The sequence below is a fragment of the Pseudomonas sp. HY2-MNA-CIBAN-0224 genome (assembly GCF_040310285.1).
Classification (GTDB): domain Bacteria; phylum Pseudomonadota; class Gammaproteobacteria; order Pseudomonadales; family Pseudomonadaceae; genus Aquipseudomonas; species Aquipseudomonas helleri.
The window spans coordinates 1-276 of the sequence record NZ_JBEOPQ010000476.1 but is presented as its reverse complement, the minus strand read 5'-3'; the positions used below and the strand labels follow the sequence as shown (position 1 = coordinate 276).

Below are 276 nucleotides of genomic sequence, written 5' to 3'. Positions count from 1 at the left end.
GCTGGGGTATTGCCTTATTATCTACACGTATTGGATAAAGTAGCAGGCGCGGCACATTTCGATAGCGACGAGCGGTCAGCAATAGCGCTTTACTGGTCATTATTGGCAGCATTACCCGGCTATCTAGTACCTAAGCTGGTTAGAGAGTTGCCAGATAGACCGTTTAAGGTGCCGATTGACATTTACAATGAAGTCTAAAAGTTGCATTATGATAAAGTAGCGCTATTAGCAGACAAATAATGACTAATAAGTGCATAAGCAGCCGTTATTATATCC

1 pseudogene is annotated in these 276 nt (G+C 42.4%); it reads left to right on the top strand.

What is annotated here, in order from left to right:
- Positions 1-198, top strand: a pseudogene (locus tag AAEZ03_RS27230) (EF-P beta-lysylation protein EpmB); the annotation flags it as partial.
- Between the last annotated feature and the right edge of the window lie 78 nt (positions 199-276).